The organism is Microbulbifer maximicatervae (SeqCode) (assembly GCF_052468095.1).
Map to the genome: position 1 here is coordinate 1,492,664 of NZ_CP174332.1, position 20,220 is coordinate 1,512,883.

General features: G+C 41.4%; 16 protein-coding genes. 11 read left to right on the forward strand and 5 right to left on the reverse strand.

Annotated features, from left to right (window positions below; genetic code table 11):
* Nucleotides 1-636 precede the first annotated feature (636 nt).
* A complete protein-coding gene (locus ACJJIL_RS06505; RefSeq protein WP_445361451.1) occupies nucleotides 637-960 on the reverse strand; it encodes a hypothetical protein in 324 nt (107 codons plus the stop codon).
* A 488-nt stretch (nucleotides 961-1,448) separates the two neighbouring features.
* On the opposite strand from ACJJIL_RS06505, the gene ACJJIL_RS06510 reads away from it, so the two are divergent.
* The 5 genes from ACJJIL_RS06510 to ACJJIL_RS06530 all read left to right on the forward strand — a co-directional run bounded on the left by ACJJIL_RS06510 (nucleotide 1,449) and on the right by ACJJIL_RS06530 (nucleotide 8,453).
* Nucleotides 1,449-2,072, forward strand: a complete 624-nt coding sequence (locus tag ACJJIL_RS06510; protein WP_445361452.1) for an IQM protein middle domain-containing protein — start codon at nucleotides 1,449-1,451, stop codon at nucleotides 2,070-2,072.
* Between the two features lie 1,356 nt (nucleotides 2,073-3,428).
* Nucleotides 3,429-3,608, forward strand: a complete 180-nt coding sequence (csrA, locus tag ACJJIL_RS06515; protein WP_444893306.1) for a carbon storage regulator CsrA — start codon at nucleotides 3,429-3,431, stop codon at nucleotides 3,606-3,608.
* Nucleotides 3,609-5,631: 2,023 nt separating this feature from the next.
* On the forward strand, nucleotides 5,632-6,039 hold the full coding sequence (locus tag ACJJIL_RS06520; RefSeq protein ID WP_445361453.1) for a hypothetical protein: 408 nt from the start codon (nucleotides 5,632-5,634) through the stop codon (nucleotides 6,037-6,039).
* A 1,486-nt stretch (nucleotides 6,040-7,525) separates the two neighbouring features.
* The gene (locus ACJJIL_RS06525) at nucleotides 7,526-7,909 is read left to right on the forward strand and encodes a DUF6882 domain-containing protein (RefSeq protein WP_445361454.1); all 384 of its coding nucleotides are present in this window, start codon (nucleotides 7,526-7,528) and stop codon (nucleotides 7,907-7,909) included.
* A gap of 97 nt (nucleotides 7,910-8,006) precedes the next feature.
* Nucleotides 8,007-8,453 carry a GNAT family N-acetyltransferase gene (locus ACJJIL_RS06530; RefSeq protein WP_445361455.1) on the forward strand — a complete coding sequence of 149 codons (447 nt, stop codon included), beginning with the start codon at nucleotides 8,007-8,009 and terminating at the stop codon, nucleotides 8,451-8,453.
* Between the two features lie 617 nt (nucleotides 8,454-9,070).
* Here ACJJIL_RS06530 and ACJJIL_RS06535 read toward each other — a convergent pair.
* Nucleotides 9,071-9,934 carry a LysR family transcriptional regulator gene (locus tag ACJJIL_RS06535; protein ID WP_413662648.1) on the reverse strand — a complete coding sequence of 288 codons (864 nt, stop codon included), beginning with the start codon at nucleotides 9,932-9,934 and terminating at the stop codon, nucleotides 9,071-9,073.
* An 84-nt stretch (nucleotides 9,935-10,018) separates the two neighbouring features.
* On the opposite strand from ACJJIL_RS06535, the gene ACJJIL_RS06540 reads away from it, so the two are divergent.
* From ACJJIL_RS06540 to ACJJIL_RS06560, 5 genes are all read left to right on the forward strand, one after another.
* Complete coding sequence (locus ACJJIL_RS06540) at nucleotides 10,019-11,530, forward strand: aromatic amino acid lyase (protein ID WP_445361456.1); 1,512 nt, start codon at nucleotides 10,019-10,021, stop codon at nucleotides 11,528-11,530.
* Nucleotides 11,527-12,390, forward strand: coding sequence for a TauD/TfdA dioxygenase family protein (locus ACJJIL_RS06545; RefSeq protein WP_445361457.1), 864 nt, complete (start codon nucleotides 11,527-11,529; stop codon nucleotides 12,388-12,390). Before ACJJIL_RS06540 ends, ACJJIL_RS06545 begins: the two co-directional genes overlap by 4 nt.
* Before the next feature lie 19 nt (nucleotides 12,391-12,409).
* Complete coding sequence (locus ACJJIL_RS06550; RefSeq protein WP_445361458.1) at nucleotides 12,410-13,732, forward strand: phenylacetate--CoA ligase family protein; 1,323 nt, start codon at nucleotides 12,410-12,412, stop codon at nucleotides 13,730-13,732.
* Between the two features lie 260 nt (nucleotides 13,733-13,992).
* The gene (locus ACJJIL_RS06555) at nucleotides 13,993-14,463 is read left to right on the forward strand and encodes a hypothetical protein (protein ID WP_445361459.1); all 471 of its coding nucleotides are present in this window, start codon (nucleotides 13,993-13,995) and stop codon (nucleotides 14,461-14,463) included.
* Between the two features lie 29 nt (nucleotides 14,464-14,492).
* On the forward strand, nucleotides 14,493-14,861 hold the full coding sequence (locus tag ACJJIL_RS06560; RefSeq protein WP_445361460.1) for a hypothetical protein: 369 nt from the start codon (nucleotides 14,493-14,495) through the stop codon (nucleotides 14,859-14,861).
* A gap of 539 nt (nucleotides 14,862-15,400) precedes the next feature.
* On the opposite strand, the gene ACJJIL_RS06565 is transcribed toward ACJJIL_RS06560, so the two are convergent.
* A complete protein-coding gene (locus tag ACJJIL_RS06565; protein ID WP_413662643.1) occupies nucleotides 15,401-15,988 on the reverse strand; it encodes a hypothetical protein in 588 nt (195 codons plus the stop codon).
* Nucleotides 15,989-17,018: 1,030 nt separating this feature from the next.
* Between ACJJIL_RS06565 and ACJJIL_RS06570 the strand changes: the two genes are divergently transcribed.
* Nucleotides 17,019-18,134 (forward strand): manganese-dependent inorganic pyrophosphatase, encoded by a 1,116-nt coding sequence (locus ACJJIL_RS06570; RefSeq protein ID WP_445361461.1) that lies wholly within the window; start codon nucleotides 17,019-17,021, stop codon nucleotides 18,132-18,134.
* 362 nt (nucleotides 18,135-18,496) lie between these two features.
* On the opposite strand, the gene ACJJIL_RS06575 is transcribed toward ACJJIL_RS06570, so the two are convergent.
* Nucleotides 18,497-18,718 (reverse strand): hypothetical protein, encoded by a 222-nt coding sequence (locus ACJJIL_RS06575; protein ID WP_445361462.1) that lies wholly within the window; start codon nucleotides 18,716-18,718, stop codon nucleotides 18,497-18,499.
* Between the two features lie 104 nt (nucleotides 18,719-18,822).
* The gene (locus tag ACJJIL_RS06580; RefSeq protein ID WP_445361463.1) at nucleotides 18,823-19,860 is read right to left on the reverse strand and encodes a trypsin-like serine peptidase; all 1,038 of its coding nucleotides are present in this window, start codon (nucleotides 19,858-19,860) and stop codon (nucleotides 18,823-18,825) included.
* Between the last annotated feature and the right edge of the window lie 360 nt (nucleotides 19,861-20,220).

The window sequence follows — 20,220 nt, forward strand, 5'->3', positions numbered from 1 at the left end:
TGGGTGTCAGCCTCCAGAATTTGTGAGGCCGGCAGGAAACCCAAGACACCCAAAGTTTATAGAATTGGGGGAGGTTGCATGATAAGCAGCCCATTAGGCATCCGTAGGTCAACGCACGAAGTAGAAACGCAAAGAAATAAGCAAAATTGGTATGTCACCATTAGACAGGTGGCACATCAACTCCAATACGGATAGAGATTCTGCGCAGATAAGTTTAGCTTGTGAAAAATTGAGAAATAAATGTGGAATGCCGCCAGTCACGCTACCGCTTTAGTCATAATCGAAAAGATTTCGGTTACTTGGTTTGCCGCGGGGCTAAGGAAGAGTTGGCAGTCTCGCAGTCCATGTACCCAGCACTTATTTTGCTGGGTACAGACCTGTCGCACCAATTCCGCCGAGCATCGGCAATAGATTATCGGGCTGCTTACCATTAGCCACTGCGTTAACTCGCTGTCGGATCGAAGTGAAATTCGACTCCTCCGGAGTTTTGACTATTTTGGCTCGGATAGAATTTAAATCCACTCAGCCTGACAGAGTGCGCTTATCCACGAAAGCTTGAGAATTGAATGCTCACCTTCCAAAAGTGGCGACCTTACTTCTCCTCAAAGCAGTTAGGTGGAAGTTTGTTATGAAGCTCTACTCACTATGGTATTTGTCATAGCCCTCTGACCATTCTTGTTGATAGCCTTGCTTTTTGAAGTAACCTCTAAATATATGAAGTGCTTTTTCTAGCCAAGACTGAATATCTGAAATGCCCTCAATTATCTTGCAGTCTTTTTCGTCATCAACCGCTTGATCTGTCATTTCCCAGAAAAAGTAAGCCAAAGACTCTGCTTCCTCTTTACCATCTAAATAGGAGTTTCCAGAAGCAACTGATCGAGCGATTTCGGAGTTTAGTTGTTTCGCGTAATACAAAACTAATGTCTTCGCTGGTTGATTATATTCATTGAAATTCATCATGCTTTATGGGCCTCTAGTGGCAAGTCATTCATTATGGCCATTCTTTAAGCTCATGGAGCTTTTCTATTTCGCTAGAATCGAGAGTGTACCCTTGAAGATAGCTTTGAGTTAGTACGGAAGTTCTTAAAAGCTCTCATCAGCGAGTAAGGCTCTCGGTATCAGGCCAAGTTTTGACGGCTTCTGCGCCGATATAGAGCAGAATACAGTAGTGGGTTCTCATTACAGCATAGGCTGCAATATCGAGCGCAAAGATGGTGACTAGCTTTTGCGTTCTACCCTCAATACACTGACGCCGATGCTCAAAACCCTCTCCGGGTTGGGTATCTTTCCCACAAAGAAAAGCCCTGCGCATGTAACCAGAGACGTAATGATTTATATTGGAGTCAAACTTACGACTGGAGATAGAAGTACCCTTGAAATGGTCATCAATATGACTAGCTATTATTGATGGCTATCTATTAGGCGCATTTATAAAGGAGATAACTAACATGCCATACAAAGAACTTGGAATGCTAAAAGATAGCGGTTTAAGTAAAGATGCCTTTAGTGGAGTTGTTGTGCCCTATATGAGTGAAGCTGAACGAGAAAAATATCAGGTTACGATACAAGATGGGCTTCTGTTTTGGCGCGGAGAGAGACTTAATACCAATCCTGGCGGATCTTGGGCATTCGTTATGGACAAAAATGGGCGTATCTTTTGTGGTAACAAAAGTGGTGATATACAGCACCATTCAGCTTTTTTTTCGGGGCGTCCAATTGCTGCAGCTGGGCATATCTCTGTGGTAGGTGGAATAATAGAGCATATTAACAATTTCAGTGGCCACTATCAGCCCACTAGCGATTATATGGAGCAGTTTAAAGAAGAACTGGAAAAAAATAATGTTGACTTAAGTGAAACCGAAATGGATTTTGGTTTTTCTTCAAAAACCTGTAAGTTGCGCTTAAAAAATTTTCAAGATCATAATTATACAGGCAAATGGTATCAACGTTTTCGCGGTACTGTTGTTAAAGAGACTGTCGATGGGAGCGAGGATACTTATACCGGCCGTACACATATTCAAGGGCAAAGGTTAAGGCTTTATCCTGATGGCCCCAGATGGCAGTGGCTCTGATGTAAATAGTCATGAGAGCTTTCTGCAGACTCTCCAACTCTGACATACAGGCAGGGGAAGTGGAGTACCAGAAATTGACGTTCAGGTTTTTGGGAAGGCTGATTTTGGGGGTAGGCCAGATTATAAGGAGCGATGAGAGGAAGCTACTGGCAGTCACCTACAAACTTTAATCTGCTTTCAAAATATGGTTGCTACATAGCCAGTGGAGAGGTGAGGTATCAAGTATCTCGGATAGGAGAGCTGATACAGCACATCCTACCTCGTTTTTAAGGATCTAAATACCGGCCACTCCAGTTACTGGCTCGAAATAGTGTTCCAACTGAAAGGGGAGTGCTTTAGGTTCTATCAAGCGCTTACTACCAATAAATAAAGTAGAGCTTTGGATTGCTCACTAGATACGACCGTGCGAATGCGTTGTTAAGTACAAGTGTAATCAGAGTCTTCAATGTCTTGGCAATACTGGTAAGAATAGAGCTAAGCCAGGAATTTCAAAAGACCTCACCAGCGGCTACTTGTACGGTTGGTTTTAGCCCAAAATAACCAAGCAATAGCACTAATATGGAGAGGTGACTTGTAAGGTGGTAACTCCATGTTGAACTCAATATTTATCCCTACAACGGAATCCCGTTCCTCCAGTATTTAACAAAGGAGTGTGGATACGAGTTTAAAACTAATGAGCCAATAAAATCATTAGTGAATTTTCACATTCCCCGGTTTTGCCTTTAGTTAGTCATGTGATTGAGAATGTTGCTCTTTAATATTTTAAGAAAAGCATAGGGTGAATTTCAATGTGAATTGAGTTTGCCAATGGTTGATTGAGATTTCCTCAACTGAAAATAACTAAAAATATAGGCGCGAAAATAGTCTTATTGAAATTTATTCAGTTTGTTTAAATCTCAAAGCTGCGTAAAATCGATAGATATCTTTGGTATTTTGGCCGTAGTTGAGCGAGCCGATTAAAAAGGCTTCAGAAGTTTAAAGGATTTTGGAAGCTTCGATAGAGCCGAGAATTTTTTAAAAGACCCATACCCTCAAAGGAGAACGGTAGCGTGAAGTAAGAGTAAGTAAAAGGCGCTGACCCAAGGTGCTAGGAACACCCGGGGCCAGCTGACCAAATTGATATTCTACCTATCAAAATGGCTATATGGATAATACGCTAGAAACCCGCTCGTCTTCAATAAAGTGGAGTACATTCAGCGGCTTGGGATCTGTTTCCAGGCCCTGGAAGCCTAGCGCCCGCCTTTTTCTCTTCTCTGCCTACCGCCCCCGCGCACCACCCCACATTCCCTCCAAACGTTAAGCCCAAGCTTCCCCGCCCCGGAAGCGCCCAAACTTTGACCATCGAAGGAAATAAGTATGTTGATTTTAAAGCGACGGACAGGTGAACTTCTAAGGATTGGAGCAAATGTCTCAGTCACAGTGTTGGAGGTGAAAGGCAATCAAGTGAAGATAGGCATAAGCGCCCCCAAATCACTCCCCATCCACCGTGAAGAAATCTATGTGCGGATCAAAAAGCAGCAGAGAGCAAAGGCCTGAACATCCTAAAGAGGGTAGGGCAACTTGAGGCACCCAATAATTGAAAGCGGGATTCCAAGAAGAATCATTGCGCCTCTATCCGTAAGGCGATATACGCGCTCTGAATCGAATGCCTCTTGGATGCCAAAGGTGACTAGCTAGCGAACTCGGAGTGGCCGTGCTGATGTCTTGGAGGTGTTTAACAAGCAGACCCTCTTATCCGACAGGAAGAGAGGGTAGGCAAGCCTTGCCAGCGCCACAAGAGGTGTACTTAATGCTTGGCTTGCTATACACAGATCCTCCAGATGAATGTCGCCGAGCCTACTAGCTGCTTCAAGCAGCCTTCAGGATTGCGCTAAAGACAGAGCCTACGCTAAGTGAAGATGCCTAGCCTTTTGATGAAGGAGGAATATTCCCAACAATGCTCCCTAGCTCTTGTGTATTGAGTCAGTGATCAATCAACCTGCCAGCAAAGGAGGTTCCACTTTTGACGGAATCTATACTTTGGTTTTTCTGCTCCTCGCCTAACATACAAGGTGCGCCTCCACATCACTAGATTTCAATTCGTCACGCTCTTCCGAACCTGTATAACCAGCCCCGCAGAATCGTTACCGCCACGTATAAGAATGGTAGCAACGGAGAACCTGTTGACGCCGTGTGACAAAAATCAGGATATCAATAAGGTCAAGGAAGAGGGGATCGACCTGTGTTTACAACAAAGTGAAGTTTAGGCTTACAGCTTGGATGGGAGGCTATGCCTGATGATATGGAGCACACCGCGTGCAACCACATGTCAGTGATGGGGTTGCTTAGACGGCACAAGTGGCTAGCAAGCCATAACCCTCAGATTATCAGTTTTGGGCTATGTAAATTGGTTGGCGCTGATCGAAAAGTGTACAGCTGTACTTTCAATAACAAAAGCCACCAGAAGCTGCTCCTACTTCTGGTTGAAACTCAGTAACTCATTGATACTTAAAGGGTGCCAAAGGTGGTGTAAAGCTGAGAAAATACAGAATTATAAAGGCGCTGCTTTGTATATATTCTTGCGTATTTACACAAAAATAAGGTAACTTATTGATTTTATTGAGATTTGAAAGAAAATCGGGCGTAGAAATATAAAGCAGGGTGATATAAGGAAGCTTCTTTTGAATTAACTGTTATGCTTTCTAGTCCAAAATTTGAAATCCTAATGAAATATTTTGTAGGTTTTGTTGTTACTGCATTTGTCTATGTATATGGCCTCATGAGGTTATATGATCATAGTCATTACTGGCCGAGAACTGATGCTGTAGTTGGTCCTGTAGAAATGTTACTTTGGACGTTATCAAGTCTGTTTGTGGTGGTTATTATTCACTCTATAATTTGGAGCTTACATTCAATTTATCAGCAGAAGCTAATGAGTTTTAAGCCATCTTATAGGGGGCTTTTGTGTTCAGTAAATTTCTGTTTTATTTTATTTTTATGGGTGTTACCAGTATTAATATGAACGCAAGCATAACAAATTGTTGTAGCGGACCAAAGTAAGCGTGGTTCGCTTTCGCTCACTTTACCACGAATACTTTGGCCACTTAACAGGGCGTTATGAGAAATGGTATGAGGTATACATTCAATTTTTTGAATTTGGACGTAGAGTTTGAAGTCCTTTCAAAAAACAACACAATGGCTATATTCAGAAGTAATGGAAAACAGTGGGTTGAGGTTCTAGAGACTAAGCTTTCGAAAAAAAGTAGGTTAGATTCATTCTTTTTCACATCCGATTCAATGGGCCAACTACCCAATATCGTGTTTCGTCAGCTTTCTTTGAATAGAAAATTAGTACTTATAAAGCGTAAAGATGAATATGTCACCTGCTTTCTGGTTACCTGGCGAATACCCTTTACATTTTCAGTGAGCTGGCCAATGCCGGTCCGCAAGTCATTAGTAGATAATTTTATCGGGGAGCTGCGTGAGAGAAATTCATAACATACTAATTAACTTTACGCGCGAAGGGCGCTTGCCGGAGAGTCTGCGCTCCGGCTGCCGGTTTTAGAGTGTTAACTTTATCATGAATATCGAAAAGCTTCGCCGAATACGGAACAAGAATACTGAACAACAAAATGAACTCTCGATCCTTGAAATGAAAGAGTGCGCGGACAAATTTATAAATGATGAAAGTATGTACCCATGGTTGAGCTTGCTGTTATCCCAAAAGGGGATGTCCGCGAATGAGGGAATTCTATTGAATTGTTCCGATATCTTTGAGCAGTATGGAACTCAATGGATGGGCACATGGCTAACGAAGAAAAAAGAGTTCTACGAGTTTGATGTAATGACAGATCGAGCCAATAAAGAGTTATTGGAAATTGATGGTTGGTCTAGGGTTCACCATGAAGTGTCTGCTCATTCTAAAGGCATTGGGAAAACGCCTGCTTTTATAGCTCTGGAACTGTTATCGGAATATGATCAAAGTTAACAAATATAAGCAGGTTGTTAAGGGGCTTTGGCCCTTCGCGGGACTGCCTACACTACGCAGCAGCCCCCGTTGTAGTTGTTATATATCTAGGTAGAGGTTGATAGAATTAATGTTCTTAGTGATTGGCATCATCCTACAGATAGTGTTTCTAGGTCCGTCATTGCTGATCTGGGCTTTATGCAAGAGGTTCTGGCCAAATATCTTTTCTATCAATCCATATCTTGCCACATTCATATGTTTAGTTTTGGCTGTCATTAGTGCATTTTTCCTAAACGTTGAATTTGAGGGTGGTTTAATAACAGGAGTAATAGTGTTTGGTATTTTCTCGTTTATTTACAGTGCTGCTCTCAGTGCAATAATATTTACCTACAAATCAATAAAGGCGCGTATAAATATATAATAGAGCACTGTTGTCACAGCCTTTGGTTGCTGGGGCGGCTCACTGCGTGGCCCACCCATAAGCTTAGTGTTATGTGTTCCAATGAAGAGATATGAATTTTGAGTACGTGGCTTTATCTTTTAGTTATTTTTGTACTGGCCGGTCTTCTTTATCCGGTAATCTACCTCCTCGGCCTGGAAAGGTTAGGGGGCGGCGCTTTACTGAGGGTTCCGGAGTTCATCATATATAGCGTACTGATAGGATTCCTCTTGTATCCGTTCATAGAGGGCTATAGACGCTATAAGGCTGGTAGTCGCTTATGGGCTGCTATTTTTTTCATTTTCGGAATAATTTTACCAGTTATAAGTGGCGCTTTTTTCATACTTTTATTTGAATCTATGTTGAAGACTAGAAGCCATGGATAACAAAGCTACACATAATCAGGCCGGACAAGCTTGTCCAGCTATGTACATGTCATAGGCCTGCAGTTTTCATGTGTTATGTGGGTATGGTAGCTACTGCCGCCTTTTGGTAGGCGATTCGGTACTATGCCTAACTAGTAAAAGCACCGGACGCACTGGCGTGCGCTCGGTATATTTACCCCCAATACTCTAAATAGTTGATAAGATAAATGAGAAAATCATCGCCTGAAGCTTTACTTACAATCGGCACTATCATTCTGTTGACATTACTTCCACTTCTGGTTGGATGGCTGCTGGTAAAAACCTACAGACTTATAAAACCAATTCAAGAGAAAGATCATACGGGCCTTGCAAGTATAGGAGCGCCAAGGCGGGATAGTTTTTTCAAATTTGCAGTCGCAGGGTGGGCTGTTTGCGGTCCAATTTACTATTGGGTTTTCAGTTCTGGGATTCTTGCTTAGCTCTGCGTTTGACAATCACAATCCTTTCGCTGCTCTAATTCAGCTCAAAAACCAGTCGTTAAGGCAATCAAGTATCAGAGAGTTATGAAAAATTTAGTATCAGTTATATTTGTACTATTCATATCAATTAACACGCATGCTGGAGGTTACTCTGTGGAGGTCGAAAAGTTTATTGAAGGGAGCATTGAAGGTTTAAGAATTCAAACTGATGCTCACGATAAGACATGGGGTCTGCTAAAACATGGAATGTCGACCAAGACAAAGGCCTTATATTTTGGTCGCTTGAGGATGGTCGGATCGCTATAGCTCCTGTTCAAATAATAGGTACTTACAATCCGAAAGATAGAAGCTTTCTATGGGGGTGGGATCACCCTTCAGTGATAAAACCTCTTCAGCAACATTCACGTTTAGTTAAAGAGTATGGTGAAAAGCACGGAGTAAAGCTCTTTACCTCAAAAAAGGTCCATGTTTCCGAAGATCAAGCATGGGAATTTTCAGCCGTTGCCAGTCGTTTGGCTGAAGCAAATGGAGCTTACAGAGCTGATGCGGGTGGACCTCTTGTTTATATGGCATTTGGTGAAATTGAGCTAAGAAATCAGCGTCCCTAACAATCGGATGCTGTCAGATATAAAAGTTCCAGCCAAAAGCGGCCTCCGCTTTTGGTTAACGCAGAGCCGAACATTATGCACCAACCGGGGTGGCGACATGAACATTTCCTTCAGCGAAGGCACGATAGAAGATGTCATACAGATCAATTCTGAGATTCCAGAGTTCGACACTAAAAATAGTAAAGATAAAATAGAGCAAAGATTAGAGGGGCGCCTTTACTTATTACTGGTAGCTTCAGTTGGTAATAAGAAAGTAGGCTACAAAATTGGTTATAAAGTATCCGAAACAGAGTTTTATAGTTGGTCTGGTGCAGTCCACCCAGATTACCGAGGCCGAGGTATAGGAAAATCTCTGCTTGAGCTTCAAGAGCAGTGGGTGATGAACAAAGGGTTTAAGTCTATTAGCGTTAAATCGATGAATAAATTTCCTTCAATGCTGCATCTTCTTATATCTCACGGATATCAAGTGTGTGGGTATGAAAACAAAGGCAGTCCCCTGCAAAGTAAAATAATTTTTATAAAGAAAATAGCTGAAAATATATAACAAAAGGCTGCACAATGTTTTGGACTTCGGCCTCCAGCGGACCCGTCAAGCTTCGTTTGTCTTGGCCTTCGAACCTGGCGCTATGTGTCGTATATAAGTAATGAGCATTTTCATAACTTAGCTGCTTAGCATAATGTAGAACTAATATCTTTGCTGATCGATTAACTTCATTGAAGTTCATCATGCCTGATAGGCCCCGAATTTGCGTTTAGGGTATGGTATAACATTACTGGATACTGTTTAGAGTTTGTTGTTTTGGTTTTTGAAGAGTGTTTTTTCTAATTTTATCTTTCCACAGACTTGGTTTTATAGCTCTTCTGAAAATTTATGGGTATCTACAAATGTGTAATGTTTAGCTGAGTAAAAAAGGCAAGATTGATTGTGGTATTTATGCTGCGGAGCTAATGTTTGACTGAGATTGTGGCTTGGGATGATTAATATCATCTCGGGAATATCTCACTCGTGAGCGTAAACTATTCTTGTATTAAATGGATAAAGCCCTTTATATTTTCACAATTGAAAGGCTGCTTAAGTTGCATAGATATTAACCAGTAGTGCTCTGTAGCTCAAAATATTATTGATAATTTTGTGGTTTTTGAGTTTTATTTTAATTGTATCTAATAGAAATTTTTTTCATAGTTGGTAAGTTTAAATTCTTCAATTAATTTCTTTGCACCCATGCTATGAGTTATCTCGCGCCGATACACCAGGCATATTTCATCTTTAAAGCCTGGTTGGTCTTTACTAACCCATTCGAGCTGGTTTCTTCCATGTGTCTGTGCAACTCGACCAGGAATAATACCAACCCCAAATCCCTCTAATGTCATTTTTGTGATTAGCTCGTGACTTGAAGACCTTATATATTGCTTATATCTATTGCTTTCAGATATGGTTTTCAGCAGCCAGTTCGTCTGCATCAGTGCTGGATCATATATTAGTACGTCTCTAGATTGAATTTTCTTAGGATTATGCCAAAAACTAACCACATCGTGACAAAGGTGCTTGATTACTAAATCAGGATGAGATACAGGATTTACGACAATACCGATATCGATTTTCCAGCTGATCACGGCCTCTACAATCTCGCGAGAAAGTGCATGCTGGAAGCTCAATTCAATACCTGGATTTTGTGCGATAAAAGCAGGAAGGCTATCAGGTAGCATATGTAGTGAAATCGAGCTGTGACATCCAATGGTGAAATGACCAACGGCCTCTTTATTTTCTCGCAGCGCAGAATACTTAACCTCATCCCAATCATCTAATAGCTGCTGAGCGCTCTTTAGCAGTCTAAGACCGGCACGTGAAAGCTGAACACCAGTTTTTTCTCGTATTATTATTTCAGTACCTAGCTGTCTTTCTAGCCTCTTGATAGCAGCGCTCAGACTCGGCTGCCTAATCCCCAATCTTTCTGCTGCCCTGGATATGTTTTTTGTTTTTGCAACTTCAATAAAGTAATTAAGTTCATCAGCGTGTGGGAACATAGAGCCTAACTTATTTAGCGACTTAATTTAAAAGCAGCTAACGAGTCTACATCGACATACTCTTGGTTGCCATAGATATTGTCTATGGCAACCAGCGCCGACTTCTATTTTTCATGTTTTTATACTCATGTTAATTTCTTTATTCCTATTTATTCAAAAAGTTTTGGAGTTAGAGTGTCTAGGTCATCTCTCAGCTATCCCGTGCCAGCGAATAGTAATGCAGTATCCTCTGAAGCTAATTTTAGTTTAGCTTTAACTTTTCCTTTGCAGACTTGGTATGAGTGGGGATATCTACACAACCCAATTCTCGCGAGTGACAAAGACATTTCCAGAGTTAAACGCTCCTATGCATTACTTCAAGATCAGATCGACGATACTGATAACCCCATTTATGGCCTACACACTAGCTATGGTGAGAATGAGCGAAATGCCCTAGATCCAAATCAATGGAAAAATACCCAAGTCAACCTATTGGATTATTTGCAAGTTGGTATCGGTACTCCTCTGCCGAAGTCGGTCGTCAGACGCGCTTTGAAACTACAAGCTCGGAAAACGGCTCATGGTTTATCTGGCATCCATCCTTCCACATATCAAGCACTTCTTAACCTGGCAAACAGTGAATCTCTTCCCAGAGTTCCCCGAAAAGGTAGCTTGGGAGCCAGCGGTGACTTAATTTCTATGGCCCATGCTATATCTCCTCTATTCGAGGATGGACCAAAGGGCCCCCGCGACGTAATTGGTCTAGTAAATACCAATGCCATGATGGCTTCATGGGCTATCGAACATGATTATCAATTAAGGAAGGTATTAAGGGACTGTTTTAAATCTGTTGCGCTTATGTCCCTGGCGATAGGCACAGGAGATGAACATTTCTCGGAAGGTTTGCATTATGGGGAGGTACACACCAGCTACGCTCGGGCAGGTAACCTACTGACACAACTACGACGTGACTATTTAAAATCGCCGAAGATTGCCGAAGGCAAGAAAACTTTGTTACAAGCTCGTTATTCTGTTCGCTGTGCTCCTCAGATACTTGGGCACTGCCTTGATTTATTGGATTACTCCGAAGCTAAAATTCGTTCCGAAGCTCTAGCCGTCGCTGACAACCCCCTAATTCTTGAGTCTGGTCCCTGGCATGGCGGACTCTTTTATGCGATTGGGCTGGCAGCTTCCGCTGAATTTATGCTGGAAATTATCCATCGTCTATCTGAAATGCTTGATCGACAAATATTGATTTTAATGGATCATCGCCTTAACGGAGGTTTGCCGGATAATTTAAGTGTTGAATCTTTTAATCACTGTAAAGGAATTCACCAGTTAACGTCGGCTTTGTTCCAGGAAATAAAGGCCAGGTCGACACCGGTGCGTCAGATGAGTTTCTCATGTGAAGGTAATAATCAGGACCTCGTGCCCTGCGGAATGGCCGCTCTTAACAATGTTAACGATCAGCTGGATACGTTAAAAGAAATTGTTCGCGCAGCAACTTTTTGTTCAGCTAGAGCCGCAATGATGCGCTCAACGGGTGGTTTGCCCGAAGCATTAAAATTGTCGAACTGGTCACAATTTACAACAACCGAGATCGAGAGCATTTTATGAATTTTAACTATTTAACTGGTAATTTCGGTATTGAGATTCAAGCAAAAGAGCTAGCGGATGTGGATCAAGGTACAGGACTAACATTGCAAAACCTATGGCATGAGCATGAGCTATTGGTTATCAGGGATATGGATCTGGATCTGGATACACAAGCATTTGTCAACTTCTGCAGCTTATTTGGAGAACTTCAAAAAAATTATTTCTTTTTTCAAGGTCACTCTGAGGAGTACCCACAAGTTGCTAGAATTATCAAAGAGATCGGTGAAAAGAAAAATACTGGTGGGATCTGGCATCATGATCAGGGATATTATTCGAAGCCGGTAAAAGGTATAGCTTTGTATGGTATTGATATTCCCAACAGAGGAGGCGATACCCTTTTTACAAGTTCAACACTTGCTTACGAGAGCCTTTCAACTGCAATGCAGCAAGTAGTTAAATCCCTCAATGTGATACATACCACAGAGCTAATGCTCAAGAAACAACCATTATCAAAGTTAATGGAAAGTTCAGGTGAGAGTAGCTCTGGTATAGAGCGGGCACTAAAATTAATGCCACTGGAATCTGCAGTACACCCGGCAGTTTGTAGAAACCCTGTAACTGGTAAGCCTTTTCTCTACTTGAATCGGACTACCACCTCGCATTTTGATGGTATGACACTTGATGAAAGTTCGGGGCTGCTAAATTATCTATTTAAACACATCGAAAAACCTGAGTTTAATTGCCGAGTGCAATGGCGTCCCGGCACCCTAGTGCTTTGGAATAATCACCAAGTCTTACACTATGCAGTAAATGACTACAATCAACGACGGGAATTACACCGTGTGCATTTTTCTGCAGAACGACCAATTAAATATCTATAAATAGATTACTAGTGTATTTATGAACTATAGTGAACTACTGGCAGATTTTTTGCACCAAAATAGTCAGTCTAGAACTGAACAGCAAGCATTTAAAAATAATCAACTCAGGTGGCTGCTCAATGAGGCTTTTGCAAAGTCTAACTACTATCGTGAATTACTTGAACAAAACAAAGTTGTTATAGAGGCAATTCAAAGCTATAAAGATTTACAACAACTGCCGATTATAAGCTCAGAAATATTTTTAAAGCCTATGCCGACAGTGAGTATGGCTTTTGACGATATCATACGCTACTGCCACACATCGGGTAGCACTGGTACTCCCAAACATGTACCTTATACCCGCAAAGATATTAATAATGCAATAATCTCACAAGCACGCAGTTTCCTATTTACAGGTGTCGAGCCGTCCCATAAGTGTTTGTGCGCAATGACTTATGGTCCCTGGCCCAGTGGCATGATTTGTCATGCTGCAGCAGAAATATTTGGCCTCACTATTCCTGCAGATTCATTTCTTGGGGTAGGCCATCAGCTCCAGAGCCTTCAAAGGTATCAGCTGGATTATATGGTCTGCCTTCCTTCCTTATTACCTAGGCTCGAACGCCACTGTCTGGAGAAGGATATATCTCTAGCGTCCTTAAATATACGCAATATATTTATGGTGGGTGAACTATTCTCTGAAGAATTTCGGAGCCACTATGAGATGCTATTCAACGCCAGGTTGATTAATATGTATGCAAACACTGAGCTTGGGCTGATAGCAAGTGAATGCCAACATCATAATTTACATGTGTGGGAAGACTTCTTTCATGCAGAAGTTATTGACCCTGATACAGGAGAACCATGTGAAGATGGTGCGACTGGAGAATTAGTTATAACCGCTCTGCAACGTGAAGCCCTTCCACTGATTCGCTATAACACTCATGATCTGGTGGAGATGCACAAAGGCCCTTGCGAATGCGGCCACCCCGGAGCCTATTTGGGTCCCATTAAGGGGCGTATTGATAATATGTTCACAATCAATGGTGGGAATGTCTATCCAGTTACGCTAGAAAAAGCTATCACTGCCGTCACGGGTCTCAGCTCATTTTACCACTGTATCATCGAAAAAGTTGATGGACACGATCATTTGGCATTTGAAATTGAAGCAAGAGAATCTGTCGATAATCGAGATAAAGATCATTTATCACGACAGTGTTATAAGAATCTCACCAGTTCAGATGTAACCCTTCGTATGATTTTCCTTGGACTCGAAGCGGCCTCAAGAATCACTATAGAAATTTTGCAACCTGGGGAAATAAGTAACAAACCTGGTAAAGTAAAAAAAATTATTGATCGCAGATAGGTATTCCGACTACTGAGCGAGGCTTGTAGGTGGTTATGGCGGCTCCTGTTAGTTTAACTAATTGTGCTTGTGAGAGTTGTATTAATGTTTAGATTTTTATAGCTGGCCTATTGAGGGGTAAAAGGAATTCGTATCCCACTATGCCGATATCAAAAAAATAGCATTACCTTGAATGTTATTTGAATAGAATTAAATGAAAGATTTTAAAAGCATTAAAAGTCACTGTGAAAGAAGTATAAGTTCAATTAAAAAGGATGATTATGAAACTTGATGCGATTTGCAGCCAACTTAAACTCCCAGAGGGCACACTTGACTATGCAGCGCTTCGCTTGGGGATAAATAGGGAAGAACATATAACACGTTATGATCTTGACAGAATTTCCTCTTTCTTAGAGGTACATGGAGGTTATTCTAAGGCTGGTCTAGAGGCAATAAGATATTTCTTCAATATTGGAGATGTATTTTGGGATAGGGTTAATGAAGCTAAACAAACAGACAACAGTGAGATAAAAAGTATTCGTATCTCAACCTCTGGGTTCTCTTATCGAGTAGCCGGTGTGAAATATTTTAAAGCAACAACAAATGACGGAAAAAGATTTACTTTAGAAGGAAAAGATGATCAGTGCGATGAATACCGAATTGGGGTGTACTGGCTTCCTTACGAAGCTAATAAAGTCACGCATACAAATCGCAGAGTTTATGAGTCTTTACCGGATGTCAACTTTTTTTAACCATGGAGCTTTCCGGGTGCCGATTCACTATGACTGATCAATCTGTATGCCATGTTGCTTTCGATGCCGGAACGTCAATGTATCAAACTCCAACCTCTAGCACGCGAGATGTTGCAGAGAATTCTGTGTTAACAAATAATAGTGATAAAAAATTGAAAATACGCAGATTATCTATAGGAGGAGATGATAACAATTCATATGGTTACGCTTACTTTGGCTATGAAAGAAATAGAGCTACAGTGATTGGTGTACGGCAAAGTAATCAAAAATGGGTATACAAAGCCTTTATCTACCATCGCGATTCACATTTGCCTCAAAATACTACTAAGGCGCTTGTGCACATTCTTGATAACGTAAAATATTCAAGTAATAACTATTGGGCAGAAAACTTTTTATAAGGAATATTTAATTAAGCAGTTCCTGCTCATTACCAAATACAGATGCAGAGATGATTTAGAACAGCCAAAGACTGAAAGGAGAAGTTAGTTATGCGACAAGAATCACTTCTGTTGAATCTTTACTCTAATTTGGAATCAAGGAGTGTAAAATAATTGGAGTTTGTGCTCAGATTCTGGAAAACTTTGTTGTTGGATGGAAATAAGGCGATTGTGGCATGAAGTGCTTGGAGTAGGGCTAGCTTAGTGAGAGGAAGCGCCGAAAATCACCTTTGCTGTACACCCAAAATATACTAATTTGGAGCTTGTTAAGACCGAAAGTGTTTCGCCAAGACTATAGTTTATAGAGGCTTCTTTACGTTTATGAACTAAAAGTCTCGGATGCTGGACGAGCCCAACTCAAAATTAGAATCTAGCACTATGGCAGCAGGCGATCCGCGTTCTAGATCGCCTGGAGAAATACAAAAGCCTATAGGTGTTAGGCTGATACAGAGCTTTGAACACCCTTGCAGATGTCTACAGTAACCTTTAGCTGATAACTCTTAAGAAAAGGTCACTGCACGCTCATTCAAATCATAATACTTGGTATTAACCTTAATCTTGACAGAGCTGCCAGTAGCGTCAAACCAACCAAGGTACCCAGTAACTTCTAGGCTTTTATGGGTAGTGGCCATCGCCTCACGTAAACGCTGTGCCCAGGGCCTTAGCCTCTCACCGTCATAACCTGACCCGCAAGCACAGAGATGCAGGTCCACAAAACTACCAGGTAAACCTTCTTTAACCAAAGTAGCTGCTAGTTGCGTCGGGGTATAGGTTTTCCATTCTCCACCCTGCCACGACTCTACGCCTCTCTCGAAAACTTTGGTTTGTTTATTCTTACCGTTATTGCGTTGAGCACCAATTTGCTCACCATCACCAGCGCCAGTACCATGAGAAACAATATAAAGAGTATCACCAGACTTGAGGCTACTGAGACACTTATCTATCCAGCGGTACATAGACTTACCAATACCGGATGTCACCTTGTTGGCAAGAATATGATTCTTCGGAATACTCCATGCGCTCGCCATATTTTCCGCAAACTCTAGCATTTCTTCACTGTTTACGGGCAGGTAAATATACTTTGCCATTTTTACACCTTGTTATTATCACAATACGAAAATTATAACACTAAGCGCCTTTCAGAAAGAATTATTAAGGACATCCAAAGATTTGAGTGAGGTATCAGTACTGGACAGGCATCAGTCATGAAGGCTGTCCACCTCCGATTTGGTTGTTAGGGCCATGAAATACCGATAGGCGGCCCCACATTCGCTTCAAACTTTAAGGTCCAAGCTACCAGTACCAATGGTGCTCAAACTTTGATCATTTAAGAAGGAGAGCATGTTGGTTTTAAAGTGATGGGCAAGAGAAAACTTGAGAAATGGTACTGATGTCTCATCTATAATGCTGAGGGTCAAGGAGAGCCAAGTTATGATAAGTTTAAGCGCACCCAATTCATGGTGTAGAAGCTTATGCATGAGTCAAAAGTCACCGAAAGAGAAGGCCTGAATATGCTAAGAGAGCGCAACAACTCTGAGCTTCGGTAGTAAAAATTCAGATTTTAAACAAGAGTATTTTTGCCCTTTTAAAATAGATGACTTTAGATAGAGGCGGCGTGTTAGCGAGAAATGTAATCTTTTGCTGATCAGAAGGTCATTCAGAGATGTTGCATCAAGAGATGTCTGGGTGTTTCATGATAGGTTTTTCGTCAATCATATTTATCTGCATAATTACCTAACGTTCAGCAAGTTTCTGATCCTTTGTCAATAGGACTGACGGCTTATACTTTATATTCATTGGTAACTGATGTCCTTAGCGCGTATTTAGTTAAAAGTAGAGTTGAATTATTAGGCAAAGCTTGCGAAGGAATATGCTTAGTTGTAGCTGCATGCGACAAATTGCATCGGTATAGCAGGCATATAGCTGGCCCGTCCGTTAAATACTTGCACCTTGTCTATATTACGAACTGCTACCTGTTTATTTGAAAGGATTAATAATTTTACGATCCACTTAATATGTAGCTGAGTGAGGAAATGGTATGGCTGAAGGCTGGTTGCAACACCGGCTATCTATCAAAGTTTCTATTTCACTGCCGGTAGATGACTGTGGAGGATGTCAATGGGATTTTTGATTTTATGTCTGGCAACATTAGGTAAGCACGAGCCAAAGGGTTTTCCCAATCTGCTTTTGAGAGGCATAGTTTTACTTAGCTTAGCTGTGGGTGTCACATCAAACGCGCAGGAATCCAGTTCTTCAGAACTGGAGGGCGATAAGTTATCTACTGCTGACTATTTGAGGAAGGTGTTAATAAGCAGGCAGAATTTAGTTTGGATCGGGCATAAAGTCCCCGATACTGATTCTGTTAGCGGGAGCTTACTAGCAGCCTTTATTTATGGTGGTAAGCCTGGGACGCCCAGTAAAGTTAATCCTGAAACTCGCTTTGCAATTGATCAATGTGGTGCTGATGAGCCAAAAATAATCGAAAATTTTTCAGAAAAAACTGTTGGCTTAGTTGATTTTAATCAAAGTACACAATTGCCAACTGGAATTGACCCAGACACGATTGTAGCAATAATCGACCATCATGCGATTGGCGGATCACCAATTAATATTCCGAATGTAATTAGTATAGAGATAAGGCCCTGGGGATCGACCGCCACGATTTTGACTGACCATGCACGCATGTTTGACATTGAACTGCCGATTTATCTGGCGTGTATGGGGTTGGCCGCAGTTCTTTCGGATACGGTTAACCTGACATCACCTACCACAACTGAATACGACAGAGCTTATGTTCAAATGCTGGCCAAGAGAGCTGGTATAGATGATATCGATAAATTCGCAGAGCGTATGTTGATGGCAAAATCTGATTTGGGTGGCTTTTCGGCTAAGGATATCATTTTACTTGACTATAAGGACTTTGAATTTGGGGGAAAAGAAGTTGGCATCGGTGTTGCTGAAACACTGATAGCCCAGCCGTTGATTGATAGGAGATACGAGCTGCAATCTGCTATGGGCGAGATAAAGAAAGAGAAAGGTATCGATCATTTGATCTTCGCAATCGTTGACACTCGTGAAAATCGATCTTATCTGCTTTGGAGTGATGACCAAGATAAGGATGTTGTTATCTCGGCATTTGGAGATCATGTCGTCGATGAGATGGTTGTTGCTGAGGGAGTGATATCACGGAAGCGCCAAATTGGTCCTGCGATTCAACGAGCCCTAGAGAAGTAAAAAGGGAGATCAGAGAAATGAGAGTGGCTGGGCCTGTGTCAGTTGCGCGACTTCACTACTATCCCTCCTAAAAGAGCTATAGCAACCAGTAGGGACTATCACTTGACCGGACGATCTCGGGTTAGTATTTCGAGTTTGCATATGCTCTTATTGTTAGCTGAGGAGTAGATTTCTGTTTAAAGATCATTATTCCTTGATTGGTGGAGCACTGCTATGGTCGGAAAAAACCTGAGCTAGAATAACAAGGAGGAAAGGTCGTTAGATTAATTTCGGTGTTTTGGAACTGTAATCTGCTGTGGCGGGTTTTTACTATTAACACGAACCTATAAAAAATTATCATTCGCGCGTAGGTAATGAGAAAACTAGCGAGATGAACTATATTTATTTGACAGGGACTTCAGCTTCTCGGCTGTCTCAAAATCGGAACTAAACCATATCTGTAATGGATAGGACTCAAGAATAACCACATCTTTTACCTTTCCTAATTCTTCCAGACGCTGTACTTCCTGTAAAACTGGATCAGGTGTATTTAGGCTGCCTCTCACCATTATTCGCTGCCATTTGGGTTCATCATCTGCCATCATTCCACATGCACTTAGAAAAAATATTAAAGAAATTAACGTTCTCATACTTTTAAAAAAGGCGCCCAAGGGCGCCTTATCCTAAGCTTGGGTGAAGTAATTTTACTTTATGGGTAATTCTCAATCCAATCCTGCAAAGTGTTATAGACGGAGCTGGTTATACGCGTTCCACAGTTTTGCGAGGATGATCCAGTTGTGTGGATTCCGCGAACACTGTTGGACGTATCTTTAATCCCGCTGCCACTCTGACCGCCAGCTGTATCTAATGTGTAACACACTCTGTATGTACTTGAAGACGTGCTACCGGAATCTGTCCACATAGTAGCAAATGGCTTATCTCCTGGGTATCCAGTAACACTATGAGTGCCGCCAGAATAGACACCCCATCCGGAATATCCGTTGTGTGGTGGTTCCGCTAACACAATAATTGCATAGTCATAGTTCGTATCTGAATTATTATGCCAAGCACTGGTAGTCACAGCATTTGTCCAAGATTCACTCCCCCAGGGCTCATAATTACCAGATTGAGCCACTGTAAAATCAAGAGAACTATACCAGTTGCCGGAGCCATCAGAAACACAGTGTCCTGCCGTTAGCACATGCTTTGCGGTAATCAATGTACCGGTACAGCCTACATCAATGCGGCCATTGTACCAGTGAGGATTTTGCACGGTATTAGTGATTTGAACTCTATCGTCGGTACCAATTACAACTGTGGGGAGCAGTTGTTCCTCACCACGAATCATGGTGGGCGCCTGTCCTTTTGATGAAAAAATCCTTGAATCCAAACCATGAGATTCAATAATTGCTATCGCTTGCTCCAATAGCGATAAGGATTCTTGATCTACTTCTGCAGTATATTGCCTACCGTCTGGAGTAACCGAAACAGCACTTAAAGAAGAGGTGCGTTCCATTAACGTATATTCTTTTCTTACTGCGGCATCATTGACTACCGGTTGTTTTGCAACATTATGACCGCTTATAAAACTTGCGGTTTGGTCTATCTCAACAAAGTTGTAAAGGGGGGCTGCATGGGATGCCCCTGAGAGCACTACCAATGAAAGAAAAATATGACTTCTGTTCATATCTGATCCCTCTAAATTAATAGGTTTGAAGTAGTGGTACAACCATTTTTGTTTTTGCACTTAATTTATGTGCGGGCGCATAATATAGTACCCTCGTACACGTTTACAACTCGATGATAGTTAATTAGAAAATAACCGGCGCCAGTTTTCATGTGAGAGAAAATAGAAAATATTTGCCTAGAAATCATATTTATTGCTTTAGGTCTTGAGGGTTTTGTGGTTGCTAATATTTATTAAGGTGTTGAGTGAATAAGCTAAGATTTTTTTGTATGCGAACATTAAATTAATTGGTTTATGGTGAGGTCTATGTCATTTGTCCAATATTTCTCACAGCTGAAGATTATCACTTGCTCAGCTTATGGTTGCATATGATCTTGGTTATTACTTAAATATGAAATTTTTATGTAGGAGGTAAAGAGG